Consider the following 17,688-nt stretch of genomic DNA (forward strand, 5'->3'; position numbering starts at 1 on the left):
GTCAGTCGAGCTCGAGCCGGATGGCGTCGTAGGCGGCCTGGGTGGCTACCTCGTCGGGGGCGTTCTCGTTGAGCCGCAGGACGATCTCGTTGCCCTCCGGATGGAGCAGGGCGGCGTCGAACCGGAACTCGCGGCGGAACGTCCGGCCACCGCACGAGCTGCGATACGTCGCGCCACGGGTGTCGTCGGGCTGGAAGACCCACACGAACGGCTCGCCGTTGACCCGGATGGTGAGGTTGCTGGGATACGGCGGGATGTCGCGGGCGGTGTCCATGGCCCACGCGGCCAGCGCCACCGTCAGCGTGGCCGTCGAGCCGGCGCGCGGCGCGTCGTCGAGGTCGAACACGATCCGCCACGGCGCCTGGTCCACGCCGTCGATCCGGTCGAACTGGAGGTAGTTCCAGTCCTCGTCGGTGCTGCGTCCCGCCGTGTAGACGACGCCGTCCGGGAAGTCGCCGGCGAAGAAGCTCCAGGTGCCGTACTGCCGGTACTCCTGGCCGCGCCGGAACTCCACCGACGTGCGGTTCGGCGTACCGATCTGGAACACCGTCCGGCCGTTGTGGCGCGGGATCCAGGTCAGCCGGCCGAGGTCGAGGTCGCGGCGGGCGCCGACCACGACCCCGTCGCGGACGTACTCGCCCCAGACGCCGGGCCGGTAGACCGTCAGCCGGTAGGTGCCGGGGCGCACGTGCCGCAGCGTGAAGGAGCCGCCGGCGTCGGTGTCGGCCCAGTAGTTGTACCCGAGCGCGCTGTCCTGGACGTCCACGCCGTCGTCGGAGAGCACCGCGACCGCTCCGTCCATCCGGCCCGTGCCGGGTATCCGCACCGTGCCACGGACCGTCGAGCGCCGGCTCGTCGGCTCCCAGCCGGGCAGCGCCACCCGGTCGTAGAACCCCGCATGCACGTCGACGTCGGCGTAGCGCAGGGCGTCGGCCCGGGCCTGAGCGGGGTCGTTGCCCTCGCTGAAGTAGACGAAGTACGGGCCGTAGGTCTTCTGCCAGGTATCGCCGGCCGCGACGCGCACCGGCGGCGAACCGTAGTGGGTGGCGTGTGGCTCGACCAGGAGCACCGGCCGGCTCGTCGTCTGGTGCAGCGTGAGGTCCTGACGCACCGGGCCGCCGCTGAACGCCTCGAGGTTCGGGGTGACGGCCCAGATGCCGTGCGTCGCGCCGTACCAGCCGTGCACGACGTGGTCCTTCATGTACGTCGCCCAGTCGTACTTGGTGTAGTAGCGACGCGCGTAGCCCGTCGCCACCCCGGCGAGGTCGTGGGTGGCATCCATCACGACGGGACCGGCCGCCAGCTCTTCCGGGGTCGGCTGGAGGGCGGCGTCTGCGCGCCAAGCGTCGCCGATCGGGTCGTCCTCGACGCTCACGTGCGTGAACAGCTGCGGGTCGAGGTAGAACACGTAGCGGTGCTGGGCGGAGCGGAACCCATGCAGGTCGGCGGTGTGGTCGAACACCGTCGCGAGGTGGATGCCCGGCTCACCGGCCCGGACGATGTGGTGCCGCTCGAGCCAGAACGGCCCGCCGTCGGTCGGGCTGTACCGGAACGCGATGTCGACGAAGTCGGCGCCGCGCCGGATCTCGTACCTGTTCTGCGCCGGCGGCAGCGGCCCCGGATCGCCCTCGCGGGAGTTGTTCATGTCGAAGTTGCCGCGGCCGCCGCCGAGCAGGTCCTGGCCGTTGAACGTGAGCGCGACCAGCCGGCCCGGCGAGGTCTTGCTCACGGTGAGCTGCACCGGCCCGTTGTCGACGCTGATGCCGCTCTCGGTCTCCTCGACGGTGAGCGTCGCCGCCGAGCCGGTCGACGCGGACGCCGTCACGGCGCCGGCCACCGCCCCGACGGACGTGCCGGCGGCAACGGACGTACCGGCGGCGGCTTTGAGGAAGTCCCTGCGCTTGAGCATGCCGTCAACTCCTCGCCGAGCGGGCGAAACGTTTCAAAAGGGTACGGCGAGCCTAGCGATCGCAGCCCTGCCCGGTCAATGATTCAGCCGATCTTTACCGCCGATTCTCTGGCGAGTGCCCCCTGTTTCAGCGGCTGCCAGGCGACATACATCCGATGACTAGCCGTGGATCTGCACCAGCGAGACTAGGTCCGGGCTGAACCGGACGCCGGTGGAGTCGACGTGTTTGTCGACGACGGTGAACCGGACGGTGTGCCGGCCGCGGCCCAGCTCGACGCGGCCGACCCGCTCGGTTTTGAACGACCGCACCGACAGCGTCGACGTGTCGATCGGCCCGCCGAGTCGCGCCCCGTCGACGTCGATCACCACGACACCGCAGTTCGCCTGGTGCCGGAACCGGATGTACAGGTCGTACTCCCCGCCGCGGGTGATCTCGACGGTCGCCTCGAGGTACTGACCGTAGTCGGTGGCGCGGACCTCGACCACGCTGCCGCCGCTGGCGGCCGGGTCCGCCGTCCGGACCACCGTGAGGCCGGGGGACGTCGCCGCCGGCAGGTCCTCCACCTCGAAGGAGTGCCGCGTCGCCGGGCCGCGGCGGCCGGTGTCGGCGCCGCCGGTCAGCCAGGCGAGATCGAACGTCGCGAACACCACGTCGCGCGAGAAGCTGGTGGTGACGCCGGGCTGGTGCTCGCGGCCGTAGAGCACGCCGATCCGGCCGTCCGGCAGCGCGACGATGTCGGAGTACGACGCCGGCCCCGCGGTGAGCGCGCGGCTGTACGGCCAGCTCATGCCCTCGTCGTAGGAGATGGAGACGGTCATGTTCCGCCGGGTCGGCGAGTCGGTGCGCGAGAACACGATCCGGCTGTCCTCGCGCTCGCCGAGCCCGGTGAGGCGGATGACGCCGGTGTCGATCGCGTTGACCGGCCGAGCCGAGGCGTCCAGCACCGGCGGCGACCATGTGGCGCCGCGGTCGGTGCTGACCGAGGCGATCCGCGGGTGGGTGCCGCCGGACGCGTACCGGCCCAGCACCACCAGCGCGCCGTCCGGCCGCTCGATCAGCCGGGCCTCGTTCAGCGGGTAGGCGCCGTCCAGCGGCACGCCGCCGCCGGCCTGCCAGGTCGCGCCGCCGTCGTCGCTGTGGATGACGGTGACGCCGTAGCGGCGTTCGGCGACCGGAAAGGCTATCGCCCTGCGGTGCCAGACCTGCAGCATCAGCCTGCCGTCGGCGAGCTGCAGGCCGTGCCCGGGGCCGGGCATGTGCAGCGTCTGCCCGTTCGGGTCGCCGTCGAACAGCTGGGTCAGCTCGGTCGGTTCGGACCACGTCCCGCCGTCGTCGTCGCTGGACACGACGTACAGGCGGGAGCCGTCCGGCGAGCCGCCGGTGTTGCCCGGGTCGCGGAAGCACTCGGCGTGGAACAGGAAGATTCGGCCGGACGCGCGATCGACCAGCGGCGTCGGGTTGACGAACGACTGGACGCCGTCGGAGCGGCGCACGTAGCGCAGCGGCTCCCAGGTGCGGCCGCCGTCGCGGCTGCGGCGGACGGCGAGGTGGTGCGGGTCGGCGTCGTGCTGGGTGAGGCGAGCCTCGGCGAACGCGAGCACCGAACCGGCCACCGTCGTCGTCAGGCCGAAGACGTGGAAGACGGCCAGCCCGTCGTCGCCGGCGCGGAACACCAGCGACTCGTGGACGTCGCCGGTCGCCGTCGCGGCCGCGGCGGGCGAGGCCGACGCCAGGGCACCGATGGCGGCGGTACCGGCCGCGGCGCCGAGGACGAGGGTGCGGCGGCTGATCGGGGTGCTTTCCACGGCGCTCTCCTTCGAGGCGGGGTCAACGGGGCGTGATCAGGTGCGCGTCGAGCGGCGCGACCAGGTCGAGCAGGGCGGCCCGCTCGTCGGGGGTGACCGGGACGAGCGGCGCGGCGACGTGCGGTGGGCAGAGCCCGCGGGAGTCGAGGACGGCCTTGACGGCGGGCACGCCCGGCCGGATGGTGTGCAGCGTGATCAGCCGATCGACGGTTTCCTGGGCGGCGTCGGCCTCGGCCAGCCGGCCGGACCGGAACGCCTCGTACAGCTCGACGCACAGCACCGGCGCGACGTTCGCGATGCCGGGCACGATGCCATCGGTGCCCGCCTCCAGCCCGGCGACCAGCTGCGACTCCGACCCCTGGCTGACGCCGACGTCGTCGCGGCGGCGGGCGGCGGCGATCAGCTGGCCGAACAGCGCGAGGTCGCCGGAGCTGTCCTTGATGCCGGCGACGTGCGGCATCGCCAGGACCTCGTCGAGGACCGCCGGCGTCATCGGCACGCTGTAGCGCGGGATGTTGTACGCGACGACCGGCACGCCCGCGCCGGCGAACGCGGCGAAGTGTGCGACCACCTCGTCGTCGCGGTGCCGGTAGTAGATCGGCGGGCTGACGACGACGGCGTCCGGCTCGGCCAGGCGGACGGCCGCGGCCCGCTCCAGCGCCTCCGCGGTCCCGGCGGCCGTGACGTTGACCAGCACCGGGCCGCCGTCGGTGAGCTGCCGCCACCGCGCCGCGACGCCGGCCGCGAACTCCGTCAGCGCCGAGGCCGGCAGCAGCGGGCCCTCGCCGTTGCTGCCGAACAGCATGAGGCTGCGTGCCCCGGCCCGGGCGAGTGCGTCCAGCAGGCCGTACGCCGCGGCGGCGGACGGCTCGCCCGGCGCGCTCATCGGCGTCACCAGCGGCACCATGACTCCACTGAGGAGAGCGCGACCGTCCATCAGTATCCCTTCACCTCCGGCCAGGCCAGCTCGACGCCGTCAGCGGTCAACTCGTCCTGGAAGGCGGCCAGCCGGGCACCGTTCTCGTGCACCTGGCCCGGCTCCAGTCCGCCGGCCAGACAGTGCGCCGCCAGCGCGCCGGCCACCTCGCCGACGTTCCACTCCACAGGATGCAGCCGGTAGCAGCCGTTGGTGATGTGCGTGGTGCCGATGTTCTTGCCGGCCGGGAGCAGGTTGCGCAGCCGCACCGGCAGCAGCGCGCCGAGCGGGATCTGGAAAGGGCTGCTGGCAACGTCGATGTAGGTGTCGCCACCGGTCGAGGGGTGCAGGTCGATGCGATACATGCCGACGCCGACGGAGTCGGGGTACTGGACCGCTCCGGCCGAGCCGCGCACGGCCAGCGACAGGTCCTGCTCGACGACCCGGCGGCGAGCCACGATGCGCCGCGACTCACGGATGTACGGCGCCTTCGCCAGCCCGTCCGTCGTGCCCATGACGTCGCCGCGCAGCCGCAGGCCGGGCCAGCCGGTGCCGCCGTCGGGCCGCGGCGCCTCGGTCTGCAGCCAGTACAGCATCGACATGGACAGCTCGCGGGCGCCGGCCAGGTGCTTCGCGCGCTCCTCGTCGCTGACGCCGATCAGCGGCCCGGGCAGGTAGTCGATCATCGGCCAGTTGACGACCGTGACGTCGCTCTCGGCGAAACCGGGCCGGAACACCGACCGCGCGACGATGCGCCGGAACGCCCACAGCTCGCGGTCGCCGGGGTCCTTGCTCTGGTCGGCCACGACCGGGCCGGTGTCGCCGTTGGGCAGGAACGCCCGCTCGAACGTCTCCAGCGTCCGCGGGTCCGGCCCGCTGAGGCTGATCAGCGGGTTCGGCCACTTCGGCGGCTGGTAGGCGCGCCAGGCGGCGTACCCGGCCGGCCGGTCGATGGTGTGGTCCTCGCCCGCGCGATGATCGACCGCGAACACCCACGAGAACGCCTGCATGTTGTCGGGCTGTGCCTCGTCCGGCGCGCTCGGCTCGCCGGTGTCGTGCCGCGACTCGAACCCGGTGACGTGCTCGGTGCCGGTGAGCGGCAGCAGGTCGCCCAGCTCAGTGGCGTCCAGGACGTACGGCGCGCCGACCTCCAGCCGGTCGCCGTCCGGGCCCTCCAGCACCACGGCGGTGACGCGGTCGCCGTCGACGCTCGCGGCCACCGGGCGATGCCGGTACAGGACGCGCAGCCGGCCCGCCGCGATCCACGGCCCCACCATCGCCTCCAGCACGGCGGCGCCGACCCGCGGCTCGTGGCAGAGCCGGCTGACCTTCCCCTGGCCGGGGTTGAGGGTGCGGTCCACGCGGGCCCAGTCGGCCAGCGGGTACCAGGTGCGGTAGTAGGCGCGGATGTTCTCGCGCAGCTCGCGGTAGCTGCGGGTGCTGCCGAACTGCTCGATCCACGCGTGCTCGTCCGGCGGGACGCCCTGGCTGGTCAGCTGGCCGCCGATCCAGTCGGTCTCCTCGGTGAGCACAACCTCCCGGCCGCGCCGCAGTGCCGCGAGGGCCGCGGCGACGCCGCCCAGCCCGCCGCCCACCACGAGAATGTCGGTCGTCGTTGCCGTCTCACTGCTCACGCGGGGGATCCCTCTCTGACGAACCGGACGTGCCGGGTGCCGCCGTCGACGGTGACGGCTTCCGGCTCGCCGTGGTTGCTGCCCGGCGGGGCGACGAAAACGTCGCCCGTGCCGGTGACGGTGGCGCTGACGGCGTCTGCGGTGCGCCGGTAGCCGGTGACGACGACACCCGGCGCGGCGTCCAGCAGGACGGCGCCGTCGAGCGTGACGACCAGCCGGGCGCCCGCGGTCACCGTCAGCCGGCCGTCGCCGAGCGGCAGGTTGCGCAGCTCCGCGGGTGCACCGGGATGAGCGAACCGCCAGCCGTCCGCGCGTGCCTCGGCCAGCTCGCCGAACGCGAGGTGCGCCAGCAGCCCACCCCACGCCATCAGCCCGTCCGACCGCTGCTGGAAGCCGGTGAGGTCCTCGCCGTCGAAGGCCGGGTAGTTCTCTCGGACAGCGCTGTGCGTCTCCCACTCGGCGAGGAACAGCTCCAGCAGCGCGCCGCTCACGTGCCGGCTGTGCGCGCGCAGGTCATAGCGGCGCAGGCCCTGGACCGCGAGGTAGGCCATCGGCGCCCAGATGCGGCCGCGCCAGTAGGTGGCGGCGAAACCGGGGTCGTTGCGGGCGACGCTGGGCAGCGGCCGGTCGCCGCCGAGCACCTCGGGCGCGAGCAGGGCGTCAGCGATGTCCTGCGCGGTCTCCGCGGACGGGAAGCCGCCGAGCAGCGGGTAGAGCAGCGTCGGTGAGACGTGCGGGTCGTGGCTGCCGTCGGCGCGCAGGTTCCGGTACTGCCGGGCGTCGTCGTCCCAGAACAGCGTCGCCGCGGTGGTGCGCGCCTGGTGCGCCTCGGCGGTGAGCCGGCGGGCTGTTGTGTCGTCGCCGAGGATGCTCGCGATGGTGGCCAAGGCCTCGGCATCGGCGACGTGCAGCGCGTTGAGGCCTGCGTCGGCGAGGTCCATCGTGTGCGTCGCCGGATCGTAGGTGGCCTCGTCATACATCGGGGAGTCGTCCAGGCCGGACTCGCGCTTGGTGCGGTCCAGCGTGGCCGACTCCGGGTCTCCCTCGATGGGATCGGACCCCCACGCCAGCAGCCCGTGCGGGCCGCGACGGTGCGCCGGCCACCAGTCGTGCCAGGCCAGCAGGCCGGGGAAGGTCTCCTCCAGCAGGCGCCGGTCGCGGTTGTCGTCGGACAGCCCGCCGGCCAGGTACGCCGAGAACACCGTCAGCGCGCCCACAGGCGGCTGCGACCGGTCCCAGGTGGTGCCGCGCTCGTCGCTGACCCGGTTCGGGACCATCCCGGCGGCGTCGGCGAACGGCAGGATCTGGCCCAGGATGCCGCGCGCGTAGTCGCGGTCGACGACGCTCGCGACCAGCCCGGTGAAGAAGGTGTCCCACGCGTGCAGGGCCCAGCTGCCGTAGAACCCCTGGCGCTCGACGGAGACGAAGTCGCGCGACGTCGGGGTGAGAACGCGGTCCAGGTCCGGCGCCTGGATGGTGTTCCAGGTGACGGCGCGGGTCAGCGCGTCGGCGGCGTCGCGGTACCAGCCGCCGGATCTGGGCCGGACGGCGTCGGCGGCGGCCCGGCGCTCCTCGATCACGGCGCCGACGCCGCCGACCGTCGCCGCCGAATCGCGCGGGACGATGAGGAAGTCGTCGCCGGAGCGGTCCAGCCGCCACTCCCCCGGGTCCGGACCGGGCCAAGGCAGCGGCGTCGCGTCGCGGCCGGTGGCGACGTCGGCGACGACCGTCCCGGCGGACTCGGCGCGCACGTACAGCTCGCCGCGGGGTCCACCGGCCATCGTCAGGCGCAGCTCGATGCCGTCGACCTCCACCGTGACCTCGGCGAACGAGCCGTCGACCGTGTGGTGCCCGAGCCGGACCAGCCGGTGCCGCCAGGTGAAGCCGTCGAGCACGGGCGTTCCGGCGGCGTCGAGCAGGCCGAACCGGACCCGCAGCCCGGACGGCAGGTGAGTCATGCCGGTGTGCGTGCGGACGTCCCAGGTGTTCCAGCCTTGGGGCGCGGGGACGGTCATGCCGTCACCGCCGGAGGGCTGGGCCCGCTGGGGCCGGCCCGATGGAGTCGCCGGGGACGAACGTGCACGGGATGATGGTCTGGCGCGAGGCCGGCTGGGCGTCGCCGAGCAGGTCGACCAGCATCCGCACCGCCTCGCGGCCCATCTCTGCACGCGGGAGCGAGAACCGGGTCCAGTCGCGCAGTTCCGGAGTCCACGACGGCGGCTCGCCGAGCAGCGCGATCGAGCAGTCGTCTGGGAAGCGCACCCGCTCGCTGTCGGTCATCGCCGTCAGCGCGTCGACCAGCCGGTTGTCCTCGGTCGGCTCGACCAGGACCGCGGTGACGCCGTAGCCGCCGATCCAGTGCAGCACGTGCTCGACGGACAGGTCGGCGGGGTCGGCCAGACCCTGGATCAGCCGCTCGTCGACCTCGAGTCCGGCGGATGCCAGGCCCTCGCGGTAGCCCTGCTCGCGGTCGCGGGTCGGCTCGGTGTCGTCGATGGCGCGCAGGTACAGGATGCGTTCGTGGCCCTGCCGGTGCAGCTCCGCGACCACGGCGCTGGTGGCGCCGACGTAGTCGGCCCCGACGTAGCTGACCTCGCCGTCCTCGACCTCGCGGCGGCCGATGAAGACGAACGGGAAGTCCTCCTGGACCAGCGCGTTCAGCTCCTCGCGCCGGACGTTGCGACCGAGCAGGATGCAGCCGTCGGCGAGCTTGAGACGGTTGGCGCCGCCGGCGTAGATGGACCGGTCGGCGGCGGACGTCACGGAGCTGAACAGCAGCAGGTCGTAGCCCTGCGCCGCGGTCTCCTCCTCGACGCCGAGCAGGAACGGGTAGTAGAAGTCGCGCTGGTCGGTCGGGAACACCGGCTCGAACGTGTAGAGGCCGAGCAGGTGGCTGCGGCCGCCCTTGAGGCTGCGCGCCGCCACGTTGGCCGAATAGCCCAGCTCCGCGGCCGCGGCGAGCACGGCCTGCCGCGTCGACTCGGCGATCTGGTCGCTGGCCGCGCCGCCGCTGATGACCAGCGAGACGGTGGCCTGCGAGACTCCGGCGCGGCGCGCGATGTCGACCTGGGTCGGCCGGCGTCGTCGCCCCTGGGGTGGCACGGTTCGGTTTCTCCTAGTTCATACGTATTAGATGCGGTGTCGACGACACTACGCGGAGATTTCGCGAGCCGTCAAGACGTGGCCACCCTCGACTGATGCGAGACGATTCGCCATCATGCAGCGCGGTGGAGCCATGGCCGGACGAGGGTCGCGGCGGCACGCTGGAGGCCGGCCCCCGGTTCCCGTGGGCGCTCGTCGTTCCGCCGTCACGCCGTCGCATGGAGGTTGCCGTGACCGTCACACCCGCCGCACCCGTGACCCCGCCCGCCGTCGACGTCTCGGCGCCCGGTATCCTGGAGGACCGCTACGACCAGGACGGATTCGTCATCCTTCGCGACGTGCTGAGCCGCGCCAAGCTCGACGCGCTGCTCGCCGAGACGGCCCGCATCTGCCGCGGCGAGCTGGGCGAGATCGACGGCGCCGTCGCGTCGGCGCCTGACGAGACCGACGACGAGGTCATCCGCCGGTTCCTCTGCATCCACTACCCGCACAAGCTGTCGTCGCTGATGCTCGACACGATGCGCCATCCGGCGATCGTCGGGCCGCTCACCCGGATCATCGGGCCGAACGTCAAGGCGATGCAGTCGATGCTGTTCGTGAAGGCCGAGGGGAAGCCCGGCCAGGCCTGGCACCAGGACGAGATGTTCATCCCGACCCGCGACCGCTCGCTCACCGCCGCGTGGATCGCCCTCGACGACGCCACCGTCGAGAACGGCTGCCTCTGGGTGCTGCCCGGCTCGCACCGCGACGGCGTCATCTACCCCAACCGCGAGCACGACGACCCGCGCTACGACTGCACCGTCGAGTCCTACGACTTCCCCTGGACCGACGACGACGCCGTCCCGGTCGAGCTGACCGCCGGGTCGGTACTGCTGTTCAACGGCTACCTGCTGCACAAGTCGCTGCCGAACACCGGCCGGCACGGCTACCGGCGGGCGCTGGCCAACCACTACATGAGTGCCGAGTCTCTGCTGCCGTGGGCGCTGCCGTACGAGGGCCAGAGCATGGCGCAGGCCGACTTCCGCGACGTCCTCCTGGTGGCCGGGCGCGACCCGTACGCCTACAAGGGCGTCGAGCAGCTGCGCCGGCCGCGGATCCGGCCCGATCGCGATGGTGGCTGTGACCGCTGAACTCGCTCTGTCGTCGGCGGCGCTCCAGGTGGGGCTGGTGCCCCGCCTCGGGCCGGCCGTCGCCGACTACCCGCCCGGCTCCACGTTCGGGCCCCGCGACGCCCGCACCTTCGAGTTCGTCTGGCTGCTGTCCGGCAGCGCGACATGGTGCTGGGACGACCTGCGGGTGCGGCTGACGCCAGGGACGCTGCTGCTGGTCCGGCCGGGCATGCGCGACTGCTTCCACTGGGACCCGCGCCGTCCCACGCGGCACGCATACGTGCACTTCACCGTAACCGGCGACGCCGTCGGCGGCGGCGCGGGCTGGCCGATCGCGCGCGACCTCGGCGGCCGGCCGGACCCGATGGGCGCGCTGTGCAAGTACCTGCTCTGGCTCGGCTCGACGTGCCCGCCGGGGTGGCGCGAGCAGGCGGCCGAGACGCTGCGGCTGCTGGTGCTGACGTTCCTCGCTCCGCCGCCGGCGTCCTCGGACGACGCGTCCGGCGGGCTGCCCGAGCCGATCGTCGCCGCGATGTCCGCCGTCCGCTCCGCCTGGTCCGACGGCGTCGCCCGGCCGGTCGCCCTGGACCGCCTGGCCGCCGCGGCCGGGGTATCGGTGTCGACGCTGTGCCGCGCGTTCCAGCGCCGGTTCGGGCTCGGGCCGGTGGCCGCGCTGGAGCGGCTGCGGCTGGCCCGTGCCGAGCCGCTGCTGTGGATGAGCAACCTGTCGCTGCAGGCCATCGCCGTGCAGTGCGGCTTCGCCGACGCGTACCACTTCTCCCGCCGCTTCCGCGCGGTGTACGGCCTCGCGCCGAGCGCCTTTCGTGCCACCCCGCCGCAGGCCGCTCCCCCGTCGCCGCTGGAAGCCGCCGGTCTCGCCGCGCTCGAGCCGCTCACCCCACAAGCCTGACCGGGCCACATCCGCGGCGACGGCTGCTCAGGATTCCACGGGCACGGCCTCGTGGTTGGGCTTGATCTCCTCGTTGAGGTAGGCGCCCATGCTGTCGGCCTGCATCATCGCCTCGACGTCCAGCGGGTCGACGTCGAGGTAGCGGTAGACCACGCCGGAGGCCCACTCGACCTCCAGCGTCCACGTCTGCGGGTCGTACCCGACGGACCGCAGCGCGGACGACGACACCGGCCACCGTCTGAGCTTTCCCATCGAGTCGATCGTCGGCGCCACGGCCGGGCCGGTCAAGAGGGTGGCCGCGAAATGCATTGCCACTGTGTGCCGGGCGCGGGCTGTCCCCCTTGCCGTTGTGGGACTCACCGCCGCGCATCCTCGCGTTCGGCCTTTGCTAGGTTCCGTGTCTTGTGCGGCGCCTTCCCGATCCGGATCCCGGCGAGCCGAGCCGCCTGACTCCCGGCCACTATCTTCTCTGGCTCGCCCGCACCCAGCTGGCCGTCGTCCTGCTCGGCGGGTTCTACGGCGTCCTCTGGCCGACCGCGCAGGCGCTCATGCCGTACGCCGTCGGGCGGGCCATCGATGGCGGGCTGACCGGGCGCGACCGCGGCGACCTGCTGCTGTGGGCCGGCGTCGTGCTGGCGCTCGGCGTCGTCCAGGCGGCCACCGGCATCCTGCAGGACCGGTGCGCGCTGGGCAATGCGCTCGGGGCGCGATACCGGACGTTGCAGCTGGTCACGCGGCAGGCGACCCGGCTCGGCGCGACGCTGCCGCGGAAGACGTCGGCCGGCGAGGTGATGAGCGTAGGCGTCGCCGACGTCATGCAGATCGGGCGGGCGCTGGACTACAGCTCGCGGACGATCGGGTCGGTGGCCTCGATCGTCGTGGTCGCGGCGATCATGCTGGCGACGTCGTGGCGGCTCGGGCTGGTCGTGCTGGTGGGCGTGCCGCTCATGGTGTGGGCGGTCGCGCTGCTGCTGCGGCCTCTGCACGACCGGCAGGCGCGGCTGCGCGTCCAGCAGGCCGAGCTCACCGCGCACGCCGTCGACATCGTCGGCGGGCTGCGCGTGCTGCGCGGCATCGGCGGCGAGGAGCTGTTCGGCCGGCGCTACCAGGCCGAGTCGCAGCGGGTCCGGCACGCCGGCGTGCACCTCGCCCGCGCCGAGGGCGCCCTGGAGGCGGCTCGCATGCTGCTCCCCGGCCTGCTGGTCGCGCTGATCGTGTTCCTCGGGGCGCGGCAGGTGCTGGCCGGCGACCTCACCGGCGGCCAGTTGGTCGCGTTCTACGGATACGCGGTGTTCCTGGCGACGCCGGTGCGGCGGCTGAGCATCGGCGCGAGCGCCATCATGAAGGCCTACGTCGCGGCCAAGCGGGTGGTGTCGCTGCTGGCGCTGGAGCCGGAGATCGCGCCGGTCGGGTCGGCGCGGCTGTACGGTGACGGCGCCGGCGCCGCGCGGGGCGGCGAGCTCGCCGACCCGGAGGCCGGGCTGGTCGCCAATGGCGGCCGGTTCACGGCCGTGGCCTGCACGGATCCTGGCGCAGCCGCCGTCCTGGCCGACCGGCTGGGACGCTACCGCGAGTCGGGCGTCACGTACGGCGGCCGCCCGCTGCGCGACGCCGACATCGGTGAGGTGCGGCGGCGCATCCTGGTCGCGGGCAACGAGGCGCGGCTGTTCGCGGGGCCGCTGCGCGAGGAGCTGGCGGTGGACGGACCGCTCGATGACGCACGCGTGCTCGCCGCGCTGGAGGTCGCGTCGGCCGGCGACATTCTGGAGGCGCTGCCCGACGGCCTCGACACCGTCGTCGGCCCGGGCGGCAAGGAGTTCTCCGGCGGCCAGCTGCAGCGACTCCGGCTGGCCCGGGCGGTGCTGGCCGAGCCCGACGTGCTCGTGCTGGTCGAGCCGACCAGCGCCGTCGACGCGCATACAGAGTCCCGCATCGCCGCCCGGCTGGCCGCCACCCGGGCCGGCCGGACCACGGTCGTCTTCGCGACCAGCCCGATCCTGCTGGACCACGCCGACCACGTCGCGCTCGTCGACGGCGGCACCGTCGTCGCCACCGGCACGCATGCGTCCCTGCTGGGCGATCCGCGCTATCGGGCGCTGGTCGCCCGCGAGGAGGGGGCGGCATGAGCCGCTCGGCTGACGGGCTCCCCGTCGCGTCGGTGCGGGAGGTGCGCCGGCACGCCCGGCGGCTGGCGCTGCGGCATCGCCGCGAGGTCGCCGGCGCCGTCGCGCTGCACGCGCTCGGCGCGGCGTCCGGGCTGGCCGGCCCCTGGTTGCTCGGCCGGCTGGTCGAGGACGTCAACGACGGCGTCGACCACGTCACCCGGGTGACGCTGCTGATCTGCCTGTTCGTCGCGCTGCAGGCGGCGCTGACCGCGCTGGCGATGTTCGTGTCGGCGCGGCTCGGCGAGAAGGTGCTGGCCCAGCTGCGCGAGGAGTTCGTCGACGGCGTGCTGGCGCTGCCGATCGGGACCGTCGAGGAGGCCGGCACCGGCGACCTCATCACCCGCACCACCCGCGACGTCGACCTGCTGGCCCGCGCGGTGCGGTACGCGATCCCGGACACGCTGATCAGCTCGGTCACCATCGTCCTGACGCTTGGCGGGCTGGTGCTGCTCGGGCCGCTGCTGGCGTTGCCGGCGCTGGTCGGAGTCCCGGTGCTGTGGGTGGCGTCGCGCTGGTACCTGCGCCGGGCGCGCGCCGCCTACCTGCGCGAGAACGCGTCGTACTCGCAGCTGGCCGAGGGCCTCGCCGAGACCGTCGACGGCGCCCGGACGGTGGAGGCGCTGCGGCTGGGCGACCGGCGGTTCGCGCGGGTGAACCGGGACATCGCGACCTCGTACGCGGCGGAGCGCGCGACGTTGCGGCTGCGCACGGTGTACCTGCCCACGATCGACGTGGCGTTCGTGCTGCCCGTCTTCGCGACGCTGGTGATCGGCGGGCTGCTGTACCTCGACGGCATGGTGTCGCTCGCCGCCGTGACGGCCGCGACGCTCTACACGCAGCAACTGCTGGTGCCGGTCGACACGCTGCTGTTCTGGCTGAACGAACTGCAGATCGGCGGGGCGGCGATGGCACGGTTGCGGGGAGTACGACGCGATCCGGCTGTCTTCGAGGGTTCGAGGTCAGCGCCTCGCTCGGATATCGATGCCGTCAATACCGGAGGGTTCGAGGTCCACGGGTTGAGCCATGCCTACCGGCCCGGCCACGACGTCCTCCACGACGTCGACCTCAGCATCGCGCCGGGCGAGCGGCTGGCCGTCGTCGGGCCGTCCGGGGCGGGGAAGTCGACGCTCGGGAAGCTGCTCGCCGGCATTCACCAGCCGCGGACCGGCACGATCACCGTCGGCGGCGTCGCGGTGTCCGACCTGCCGCTGGACCGGCTGCGCACCGAGGTCGCGCTGGTCACGCAGGAGCACCACGTCTTCCGCGGCACGTTGCGCGACAACGTCGTCCTCGGCCGCCCGTCGGCCGACGACGCCGCGGTCGAGGCCGCGTTGCGGGCGGTCGACGCGTGGGACTGGGCAGGGGCGCTCGGGCTGTCGGCCGCGGTCGGATCCGGCGGGGCGGAGTTGTCGCCGGCGCAAGCGCAGCAGCTCGCGCTGGCCCGGCTGGTCCTGGCCGACCCGCACACGCTGATCCTCGACGAGGCGACGTCTCTGCTCGACCCGAGCGCGGCCCGGCACCTGGAGCGGTCGCTGGCCGCGGTGCTGGCCGGGCGGACCGTCGTCGCGATCGCCCACCGGCTGCACACGGCGCACGACGCCGACCGGATCGCCGTCATGGAGGCCGGCCGCATCGTCGAGCTCGGCTCGCACGATGCGCTGGTCGCGGCGGGCGGTGCGTACGCGGCGCTCTGGCGCTCCTGGCACGGCCGGACCGGCTGAGCAGGGCTACGCCGATCGCCCTGCCCACGGGTTCAGCAGCTCGAGCCCGAGCGAGGCGAAGTCTTTGGTGTTCCGAGTGACCAGACCCAGGCCATGGTGCAACGCCGTGGCCGCAATGAACGCGTCTCGTTCTGGCCGCGGATCGGGGATGTGCAGGCCGGCGGCGCGACGCATGACATCGACGTCGAGGGTGATCACCCGCCCGCGGAACTCATGGCTCACCGGGCCGTCGAGCCAGGCCCGGAGCACGCGTCCCTGATCCGCGTCGCGTCGCTCGATCCGCCGAACACCCAACTCGAGCTCATAGATCGTCACGACGGACACGAAGTCCAGGCCGGCTGGCCTGGATCGGGCCCAGGCGGCGAAGGAGCTGGCGACCTCACGGCCGGCTGACGCCTTGCGCAGTTCACTGACGACATTCGTGTCGAGTAGCCACATCAGAGTTCGGGGATCTTCGCCTCGAAGTCGAGAACCGCCGGTTCGAAGTCGGCAGACTCAGGCAACGCGAGCGATTCGGCAAGGCTGCGATCGGCCCCGATGAGTGTGCGGTACTCGTCCACGCTCAGGAGGACGTGCGACGGTCTGCCCCGATCGGTGATGAAGACCGGCGCGTGTTCGGCTGCCCGCTTGGCCGAGCTGACGTCATGGTTGAACTCACGCGCGGACATCGTCACCATCGTCAGCCTCCTCGTTGTAGGTACATACCTACTGTAGCTCAGCCGCGGTGACGTCACCCAAGCAGCCGGTTCTCGGCCTCGAGCGCGGTGCGCTTCAGCTTCTCGACGTAGTCGGACCACCACTGCGCGTCGTGGTCGGGAAGGTTGGAGACATCCTTGCGCAGGCCGATCTCGCCGTCGACGGTCTCGCGCACGATGTCGGCGTGGCCGGCGTGCCGGGCGGTCTCGGCGATCATGTGGACGAGGATCTGGTGCAGCGTGACCGGGTTCCGCTCGGCCGGCCACCACGGCACGGTGCCGGTGTCGTCCAGGTCGAGCGCGTCGATGGTGGCGTCGGCGTGCGCGATGGCGCGGCGGTAGAAGTCGACCACCCATTCGCGGGACTGGTCGGCCGTCGCCCAGAGGTCGGCGTTGTCCTCGGCGTCGTCGTCCAGCCACGGCATCGGCTCGGGCACGGGACGGTCGAAGACCCGGCCGAAGTAGTCGTACTCCATGCTGGCGACGTGTTTGACCAGCCCGAGCAGGTTGGTGCCCGTCGGCGTCATCGGCCAGCGAGCGTCGCGCTCACTCAACCCGTCCAGCTTCCACAGCAGGGCGTCGCGGTGACTCTGCAGGTAGCGCTTGAGGGTGTCCTTCTCGTCGAGCATGGGCGCGACGCTACCCCGCGGCTCCGACAGCGTGGCCGTCAGTGTCGCCGTCACCCCGCGGGCGGCGGCACGGCGGCGACGGCCTCGATCTCGACGAGGGCTCCCGGGACCGCGAGGCCGGCGACGAACGCCGACGTGATGGCCGGCGGGTTCGGGCGCTGGCCCCAGACCTCGCCGAACGCGGCGAAGCCGTCCTGCAGCGATGCCCCCTCACGGATGAGGATCGTCCACTTGACGACGTCCTCGGGACGGGCGCCGGCCGCCTCGAGGACGGTCAGCAGGTTCCTGAGTGCCTGCCGGGTCTGGCTCGCGATGTCCGGCCCGACGACCTGACCGCTCTCGTCGACGCCGTTCTGGCCGCCGATGAAGACGAGGTCGGCGCCGGCGGGGACCCGCACGGCCCAGGTGAACGCCGGATTCGCGTGCATGGATTCGGGGTTGATGTGCGTGAGTGTCATGGATCACACCGTAACCGGTTATAGTGGTGTCATGCAACGCCGCGAGGATCTCCCTCTCTCCGTCCGGGTGCGGTTCCTCACCGGACGCGTCTCGCTCGACTTCACGCACACCGGCGGCGAGGGCGAGTCCGCGAGGTGGGAGATCGTCCACACGCCCGGCGACTTGGCCCACTGGCTCGGCGTCATCCTGTCCGTCGACGGGTTGTCCGCCGGGCCGGCCGACATGGAGGCGATGCGCCCACTGCGCACGGCGATCACGAACGCGGCGCGGTCGCTCGCCGTGGGCGGCGCGGTTCGCGTCGACGACATCGCGACGATCAACGCCGCGGCGGCCGTGCCCCCGCTGGTGCCGCAGTTGGGCGCCGTCGGCGCCGGTGCCGGATTTGCCGCACCGACGACGGCCGCCGCGCTGTCGACGATCGCTCGGGACGCGATCGACCTGTTCGGTGGCCCTCTGGCCGAGCGGATCCGCGTCTGCGCCTCTGAGACCTGCGGCCTGCTGCTCGTCGACACGTCTCGCCCTGGGAAGCGGCGCTGGTGCTCGATGCAGCGGTGCGGCAACCTCGCGAAGGTCCGCGGCCACCGGGAGCGGTCGGCGCTGTCGTCCTGACGCCGTTCGCGGCCCTGCTCAGCC

The 17,688-nt window shown here is 72.9% G+C and carries 16 protein-coding genes; 5 read left to right on the forward strand and 11 right to left on the reverse strand.

What is annotated here, in order from left to right; translation table 11 throughout:
* Position 1: 1 nt before the first annotated feature.
* The 6 genes from E1262_RS21545 to E1262_RS21570 form a co-directional block, all read right to left on the reverse strand.
* The gene (locus E1262_RS21545; protein ID WP_132105404.1) at positions 2-1,909 is read right to left on the reverse strand and encodes a polysaccharide lyase family protein; all 1,908 of its coding nucleotides are present in this window, start codon (positions 1,907-1,909) and stop codon (positions 2-4) included.
* A gap of 159 nt (positions 1,910-2,068) precedes the next feature.
* Complete coding sequence (locus tag E1262_RS21550) at positions 2,069-3,715, reverse strand: exo-alpha-sialidase (protein WP_132105406.1); 1,647 nt, start codon at positions 3,713-3,715, stop codon at positions 2,069-2,071.
* Positions 3,716-3,737: 22 nt separating this feature from the next.
* A complete protein-coding gene (locus tag E1262_RS21555; protein ID WP_132105408.1) occupies positions 3,738-4,652 on the reverse strand; it encodes a dihydrodipicolinate synthase family protein in 915 nt (304 codons plus the stop codon).
* Positions 4,652-6,265: an FAD-dependent oxidoreductase gene (locus E1262_RS21560; protein WP_132105410.1), complete on the reverse strand. Its 1,614-nt coding sequence runs from the start codon at positions 6,263-6,265 to the stop codon at positions 4,652-4,654. Before E1262_RS21560 ends, E1262_RS21555 begins: the two co-directional genes overlap by 1 nt.
* Positions 6,262-8,280: an MGH1-like glycoside hydrolase domain-containing protein gene (locus E1262_RS21565; protein ID WP_132105412.1), complete on the reverse strand. Its 2,019-nt coding sequence runs from the start codon at positions 8,278-8,280 to the stop codon at positions 6,262-6,264. Before E1262_RS21565 ends, E1262_RS21560 begins: the two co-directional genes overlap by 4 nt.
* A gap of 4 nt (positions 8,281-8,284) precedes the next feature.
* Entirely contained in the window at positions 8,285-9,367 is a 1,083-nt protein-coding gene (locus tag E1262_RS21570; protein WP_132105414.1) for a LacI family DNA-binding transcriptional regulator, read from the reverse strand.
* A 230-nt stretch (positions 9,368-9,597) separates the two neighbouring features.
* On the opposite strand from E1262_RS21570, the gene E1262_RS21575 reads away from it, so the two are divergent.
* Both E1262_RS21575 and E1262_RS21580 read left to right on the forward strand, forming a co-directional pair.
* Complete coding sequence (locus E1262_RS21575) at positions 9,598-10,497, forward strand: phytanoyl-CoA dioxygenase family protein (RefSeq protein WP_203454155.1); 900 nt, start codon at positions 9,598-9,600, stop codon at positions 10,495-10,497.
* Positions 10,487-11,386, forward strand: a complete 900-nt coding sequence (locus E1262_RS21580) for a helix-turn-helix transcriptional regulator (RefSeq protein ID WP_162606021.1) — start codon at positions 10,487-10,489, stop codon at positions 11,384-11,386. Before E1262_RS21575 ends, E1262_RS21580 begins: the two co-directional genes overlap by 11 nt.
* A 27-nt stretch (positions 11,387-11,413) precedes the next feature.
* Here E1262_RS21580 and E1262_RS21585 read toward each other — a convergent pair whose 3' ends face one another.
* Entirely contained in the window at positions 11,414-11,638 is a 225-nt protein-coding gene (locus E1262_RS21585; protein ID WP_132105418.1) for a KTSC domain-containing protein, read from the reverse strand.
* Between the two features lie 152 nt (positions 11,639-11,790).
* Between E1262_RS21585 and E1262_RS21590 the strand changes: the two genes are divergently transcribed.
* On the forward strand, positions 11,791-13,512 hold the full coding sequence (locus E1262_RS21590; protein WP_132105420.1) for an ABC transporter ATP-binding protein: 1,722 nt from the start codon (positions 11,791-11,793) through the stop codon (positions 13,510-13,512).
* On the forward strand, positions 13,509-15,272 hold the full coding sequence (locus E1262_RS21595; RefSeq protein ID WP_132105422.1) for an ABC transporter ATP-binding protein: 1,764 nt from the start codon (positions 13,509-13,511) through the stop codon (positions 15,270-15,272). The genes E1262_RS21590 and E1262_RS21595 overlap by 4 nt, the downstream gene beginning before the upstream one ends.
* A gap of 6 nt (positions 15,273-15,278) precedes the next feature.
* Here the strand turns inward: E1262_RS21595 and E1262_RS21600 are convergent, their stop codons facing one another.
* Genes E1262_RS21600 through E1262_RS21615 form a run of 4 tightly spaced genes read right to left on the reverse strand, consistent with a single transcriptional unit; the run spans position 15,279 to position 17,054 of the window.
* Entirely contained in the window at positions 15,279-15,710 is a 432-nt protein-coding gene (locus E1262_RS21600) for a type II toxin-antitoxin system VapC family toxin (protein WP_132105424.1), read from the reverse strand.
* Complete coding sequence (locus E1262_RS21605; protein WP_132105472.1) at positions 15,710-15,955, reverse strand: type II toxin-antitoxin system Phd/YefM family antitoxin; 246 nt, start codon at positions 15,953-15,955, stop codon at positions 15,710-15,712. Before E1262_RS21605 ends, E1262_RS21600 begins: the two co-directional genes overlap by 1 nt.
* A 47-nt stretch (positions 15,956-16,002) precedes the next feature.
* Positions 16,003-16,596 (reverse strand): DinB family protein, encoded by a 594-nt coding sequence (locus tag E1262_RS21610; protein ID WP_132105426.1) that lies wholly within the window; start codon positions 16,594-16,596, stop codon positions 16,003-16,005.
* Positions 16,597-16,646: 50 nt separating this feature from the next.
* Positions 16,647-17,054, reverse strand: coding sequence for a RidA family protein (locus tag E1262_RS21615; RefSeq protein WP_132105428.1), 408 nt, complete (start codon positions 17,052-17,054; stop codon positions 16,647-16,649).
* A 31-nt stretch (positions 17,055-17,085) separates the two neighbouring features.
* Between E1262_RS21615 and E1262_RS21620 the strand changes: the two genes are divergently transcribed.
* Positions 17,086-17,664 (forward strand): CGNR zinc finger domain-containing protein, encoded by a 579-nt coding sequence (locus tag E1262_RS21620; RefSeq protein ID WP_132105430.1) that lies wholly within the window; start codon positions 17,086-17,088, stop codon positions 17,662-17,664.
* Positions 17,665-17,688 lie beyond the last annotated feature (24 nt).

The sequence above is a fragment of the Jiangella aurantiaca genome, assembly GCF_004349105.1.
GTDB lineage: Bacteria > Actinomycetota > Actinomycetes > Jiangellales > Jiangellaceae > Jiangella > Jiangella aurantiaca.

What these genes read in the sequence shown, in the direction of transcription:
- E1262_RS21610 (WP_132105426.1), bottom strand. Translation starts at nt 16,596, where the DNA reads ATGCTCGACGAGAAGGACACCCTCAAGCGCTACCTGCAGAGTCACCGC.
- E1262_RS21620 (WP_132105430.1), top strand. Translation starts at nt 17,086, where the DNA reads ATGCAACGCCGCGAGGATCTCCCTCTCTCCGTCCGGGTGCGGTTCCTC.
- E1262_RS21595 (WP_132105422.1), top strand. Translation starts at nt 13,509, where the DNA reads ATGAGCCGCTCGGCTGACGGGCTCCCCGTCGCGTCGGTGCGGGAGGTG.
- E1262_RS21600 (WP_132105424.1), bottom strand. Translation starts at nt 15,710, where the DNA reads ATGTGGCTACTCGACACGAATGTCGTCAGTGAACTGCGCAAGGCGTCA.
- E1262_RS21615 (WP_132105428.1), bottom strand. Translation starts at nt 17,054, where the DNA reads ATGACACTCACGCACATCAACCCCGAATCCATGCACGCGAATCCGGCG.
- E1262_RS21565 (WP_132105412.1), bottom strand. Translation starts at nt 8,280, where the DNA reads ATGACCGTCCCCGCGCCCCAAGGCTGGAACACCTGGGACGTCCGCACG.
- E1262_RS21545 (WP_132105404.1), bottom strand. Translation starts at nt 1,909, where the DNA reads ATGCTCAAGCGCAGGGACTTCCTCAAAGCCGCCGCCGGTACGTCCGTT.
- E1262_RS21585 (WP_132105418.1), bottom strand. Translation starts at nt 11,638, where the DNA reads ATGGGAAAGCTCAGACGGTGGCCGGTGTCGTCGTCCGCGCTGCGGTCC.
- E1262_RS21555 (WP_132105408.1), bottom strand. Translation starts at nt 4,652, where the DNA reads ATGGACGGTCGCGCTCTCCTCAGTGGAGTCATGGTGCCGCTGGTGACG.